Origin of the sequence: Promicromonospora sp. NPDC057488 (assembly GCF_042802395.1) — a bacterium.
In the GTDB taxonomy this organism is placed as follows: domain Bacteria; phylum Actinomycetota; class Actinomycetes; order Actinomycetales; family Cellulomonadaceae; genus Promicromonospora.
On record NZ_JBHVEG010000292.1, the window covers coordinates 1 to 4,468 of the forward strand.

At 70.5% G+C, this 4,468-nt stretch carries 4 protein-coding genes; 3 read left to right on the plus strand and 1 reads right to left on the minus strand.

Annotation, left to right across the window (positions count from 1 at the left end):
* The first annotated feature begins 134 nt into the window (after positions 1-134).
* Positions 135-911 (plus strand): DUF305 domain-containing protein, encoded by a 777-nt coding sequence (locus tag ACFU5G_RS29240; RefSeq protein WP_377252536.1) that lies wholly within the window; start codon positions 135-137, stop codon positions 909-911.
* Positions 912-938: 27 nt separating this feature from the next.
* Here the strand turns inward: ACFU5G_RS29240 and ACFU5G_RS29245 are convergent, their stop codons facing one another.
* Positions 939-1,757 (minus strand): type II CAAX prenyl endopeptidase Rce1 family protein, encoded by an 819-nt coding sequence (locus tag ACFU5G_RS29245; protein WP_377252538.1) that lies wholly within the window; start codon positions 1,755-1,757, stop codon positions 939-941.
* 224 nt (positions 1,758-1,981) lie between these two features.
* Here ACFU5G_RS29245 and ACFU5G_RS29250 point away from each other — a divergent pair, with 224 nt between their 5' ends.
* A complete protein-coding gene (locus ACFU5G_RS29250; RefSeq protein WP_377252540.1) occupies positions 1,982-4,165 on the plus strand; it encodes a carbon starvation CstA family protein in 2,184 nt (727 codons plus the stop codon).
* Entirely contained in the window at positions 4,162-4,398 is a 237-nt protein-coding gene (locus ACFU5G_RS29255) for a YbdD/YjiX family protein (RefSeq protein WP_377252542.1), read from the plus strand. Before ACFU5G_RS29250 ends, ACFU5G_RS29255 begins: the two co-directional genes overlap by 4 nt.
* Positions 4,399-4,468 lie beyond the last annotated feature (70 nt).

Consider the following 4,468-nt stretch of genomic DNA (forward strand, 5'->3'; position numbering starts at 1 on the left):
GGCTTTCGACTGGCTCAGAGCGAAGAAACTTAGGCCTCGAAGGGGAGACTCGGGTTCGGTCGTTGCTCACGGCAGACCGCATGAGGGTTTTCCGTGATGGCGCGGACGGTGCTTTGTATGGGAACCTCCCGGACATGACGCCCCAGGACTCGACGACCGAGGAGACCACCCCGCCGTCGGGCGAGGTCTCCGACCAGGAGACGACGCCGTCGTCGGCCTACGGGCTGGGGCGACGGCTGCGGATCATGGGCGCCGTGCTCGCCGGCGGCCTCGCCGTCGTGCTGGCGCTCCTGCTCTGGCTCGGCGTGCTGGTCCCGGCCAAGCAGGAGGCCGCCGGGTACTCGGAGGCCGACTCCGGCTACGCCGCCGTCGCGATCGAGCACAACGCGCAGGCCGTCCAGCTCGCGGCGCTCGCCCCGGGCCGGTCCACCGACGACGACGTGCTCGCCCTGGCCGTCGAGGTCGGCGAGGCGTCCGCGGGCCGGGTCGACGAGCTCGCCGCCTGGCTGGAGGCCCGGGACATCCCGGTCCCCGCGGCCGGCCGGGAGGCGATGGCACTCGCCGAGGGCGGTCTGAAGACCGAGGTGCCCGACGACGGCAGCGGCCCCCGGGCCGGTACCACCGCGCACTCGCACGAGGGCGGCAACCACGGCATGCTCACCGACGAGCAGATCGACGCCATGGCCCGGCTCGACGGTTCGGAGTTCGACATCGCGCTGCTCGCGGCGCTCGTCGAGCACCACTACGGCGGTCTGCAGCCGGCGGACAAGGAGATCGAAGGCGGTACGGACGCCGAGGCGATGGCGCTCGCGCAGTCCGAGGCGGACGCGATCCGGGTCGAGGTCGAGGACGTGCGCGACCTGCTCGCCGCCGTCGGCGGGCCGGGCCAGACGAACGACCAGACGAGCTGACGGACGGCGCCTCGGCGCCCAGACCGGTCAGGGCGCCGTGACGAAGATGTCGAACAGCTCCGGGTGGTGCCCGTGCACCAGGACGGCGAACACCACGGCGTCGAACAGCAGGTGCACCGCCACGACGTAGCTGAGCGACTTGAACTTCGCGAAGATCCAGCCCTGGACCAGGGCGAACGGCACGGTGAGCAGCGGCCCCCACTCGCGGTAGCCGAGCTCCCACAGGAACGACACGAAGATCATCGACTGCAGGATGTTGGCCTGCCACATCGGGAAGTGCTTGCAGTACAGGGCGAACACGACGCAGATGAAGAACAGCTCGTCCCAGATGCCCACGGCGTTCACGCCCACGAACAGCCGCCAGATGTCCTGCGTCCCGTTCAGGTCGGGCCAGTTCAGGTACGCGCCCGACCCCAGGAAGTAGAACGGCAGCAGGAGGTATCCGATGATCACCACGAGGGCGAGGTAGATCCACTGCCCGCGGCTCCAGCGCTGTCCGGTCGCCACGGGGAACTGGATCGTGTCCTGCTTGAACACGAACCGGGACAGCGCCCACGGCACCAGCACCGACCCGCCGAGCGCGAGCGTGAAGCGCAGCATCCCGGCGTCGGACAGGTCGGCCTTCAGCGAGATCAGCGAGATGATCCCCATGCCCACGCCGATCAGCGCCAGGTCGCGGCCCAGCGCCCGGTCGGCCCACAGGCCCAGCGCGATGCCCAGCACCAGCGGCAGGTACGCGATCGGCCGGATGTGGATCGCGAATAGCAGGATCGCGGACGCCGACACGAGGAAGGCGGCCGTGAGGCGTGCCGGGCCGACCAGCGGCGCGGGCAGGGTGAAGGTCACGGGACGAGACTCCCATACCGGGCGGGTGTCCCGCTTACCTCGGGGCCTGGTTCTTGGTGTCGCGGGACAACTAGAGTCTGTCCGTAGTCAGGTTTCACCCAGCATCCGGCCCGCTACGGGCCGGCCACCCCGGCAAGGAGGCCGCCGTGCGCTCACCCGAGCACGTTGAGCTGGTCCGGAACGATCCGGACCTCCCCCCGGTCGCGGTCATCGACCGCAGACCCATGACCACAGGCAAGAAGCTGATCTTCGCCGCGATCGGAGTCGTCGCGGCGGTCGCGTGGGCGCTGGTCGCGTTCGTGCGCGGGGAGTCGGTCAACGGCGCGTACTTCGTGGTCGCGGCCGTCGGCACCTACGTGGTTGCGTACCGCTTCTACGCCCGCCTGATCGAGTACAAGGTGGTGCGCCCGCGGGACGACCGCGCTACGCCGGGCGAGCAGCACGAGAACGGCCAGGACTACGCCCCCACCGACCGCCGGGTCCTGTTCGGGCACCACTTCGCGGCCATCGCGGGCGCCGGCCCGCTGGTCGGCCCGGTGCTCGCGGCCCAGATGGGCTACCTGCCGGGCACCATCTGGATCATCATCGGCGCCGTGCTGGCCGGCTGCGTCCAGGACTACCTCGTCCTGTGGCTCTCCACCCGCCGCCGCGGCCGCTCGCTGGGCCAGATGATCCGCGACGAGATGGGCTCGGTCGGCGGCGCCGCCGGCCTGATCGGCGTCTTCGTCATCATGATCATCATCCTGGCGGTCCTCGCCCTCGTGGTGGTCAACGCCCTGGCCGAGTCGCCGTGGGGCGTGTTCTCCGTGGGCATGACCATCCCGATCGCCCTGTTCATGGGCGTCTACCTGCGGTACATCCGGCCGGGCAGGGTGTCCGAGGTATCCATCATCGGCGTCGTGCTGCTGGTGCTTGCGATCGTCGCGGGCGGCTGGGTGGCCGACACCCCCTGGGGCGCCGAGACGTTCACGCTGGAGCCGGTCACCGTCGCCTGGCTGATCGTGGGCTACGGGTTCCTCGCCTCGGTGCTGCCGGTGTGGCTGCTGCTCGCCCCGCGCGACTACCTGTCCACGTTCATGAAGGTGGGCACCATCATCCTGCTCGCCGTGGGCGTGATCGTGGCGCAGCCCGCCGTCCAGGCGCCGGCCATCTCCAGCTTCGCCATCGAGGGCAACGGCCCGGCGTTCGCCGGCTCGCTTTTCCCGTTCCTCTTCATCACCATCGCGTGCGGCGCCCTGTCCGGCTTCCACGCGCTGATCTCGTCGGGCACCACGCCCAAGCTGGTCGAGAAGGAGAGCCAGCTCCGGCTCATCGGCTACGGCGGCATGCTCACCGAGTCGTTCGTGGCGATCATGGCTCTGGTCACGGCCATCTCGATCGACCAGCACCTGTACTTCACGCTGAACGCGCCGGCCACCCTGACCGGCGGCGAACCGGGCTCGGCGGCCGACTACGTGAACGGCCTGGGCCTCGCCGGCCCGCCCGTCACCGGCCAGGAGATCCAGGCGGCCGCGGACAGCGTGGGCGAGGAGTCCATCGTGTCCCGCACCGGCGGCGCGCCCACGCTCGCCTTCGGCATGGCGCAGATCCTGGGCTCGTTCCTCGGCGGCTCCGCGATGACGGCGTTCTGGTACCACTTCGCGATCATGTTCGAGGCGCTGTTCATCCTCACCACGGTCGACGCCGGTACGCGCGTGGCCCGCTTCATGCTGTCCGACACCCTGGGCAACCTCGGCGGCCCGCTCAAGAAGTTCCGCGACCCGTCCTGGCGCGTGGGGGCGTGGATCTGCTCGATCGTGGTCTGCGGCCTGTGGGGCGCCATCCTGCTGATGGGCGTGACCGACCCGCTGGGCGGCATCAACACGCTGTTCCCGCTGTTCGGCATCGCCAACCAGCTCCTCGCCGCCATGGCGCTCGCCCTGGTGACCGTGGTCGTGGTCAAGAAGGGCTACCTCAAGTGGGCCTGGATCCCCGCGGTGCCACTGCTGTGGGACCTCGCGGTGACCATGACGGCGTCGTACCAGAAGATCTTCTCGCCCGAGCCGAGCCTGGGGTACTGGGCGCAGCACAACGCGTTCCGCGAGGCGCGGGCCGCGGGCGAGACGTCGTTCGGCACCGCGGCCGACCCGGCCGCCATGGACGCCGTCATCCGCAACACGTTCCTCCAGGGCACGCTGTCGATCATCTTCGCGGTGCTCGTGCTGGTCGTCGCCCTCGTGGCGCTGTGGGTGTGCGTCAAGGCGATCCGGGCGGGCGGCCTGCCCACCACCGAGGAGCCGGACGCGAAGTCGAGCACCTTCGCGCCGTCGGGCCTGATCTCGTCCGACGCCGAGAAGGAGGTGGCGGCCCAGTGGACCGCCTACTACGAGGAGAACCCGGACAAGCTCAGGACGGGGACGCACGCGTGAGCTCGCTCTCCGCACCACGGCCGACGGCGGACGGCGGCGCGCTCGGCGCCGTCCGCCGGGGCTGGCGCGCCCTGACCTGGTACGTCACAGGCGTGCTGGGCGAGAGCGACTACCAGCGGTACGTGGCGCACCTGCGCCGCGTGCACCCGGACGCGGCGGTGCCGACCGTCCGGGAGTTCTGGCGGGACCGCTACGCGGCCCAGGACGCGAACCCGGGCGCCCGCTGCTGCTGACCGGCAGCCTCCGTGTCAGACGTACAGGTCACTCCGGTGACCGGTACGTCTGACACGTGCGGGGCTATGT

Excerpts from the sequence above, each read along its gene's own strand:
- ACFU5G_RS29240 (WP_377252536.1), top strand. The coding sequence starts at position 135 with ATGACGCCCCAGGACTCGACGACCGAGGAGACCACCCCGCCGTCGGGC.
- ACFU5G_RS29250 (WP_377252540.1), top strand. The coding sequence starts at position 1,982 with ATGACCACAGGCAAGAAGCTGATCTTCGCCGCGATCGGAGTCGTCGCG.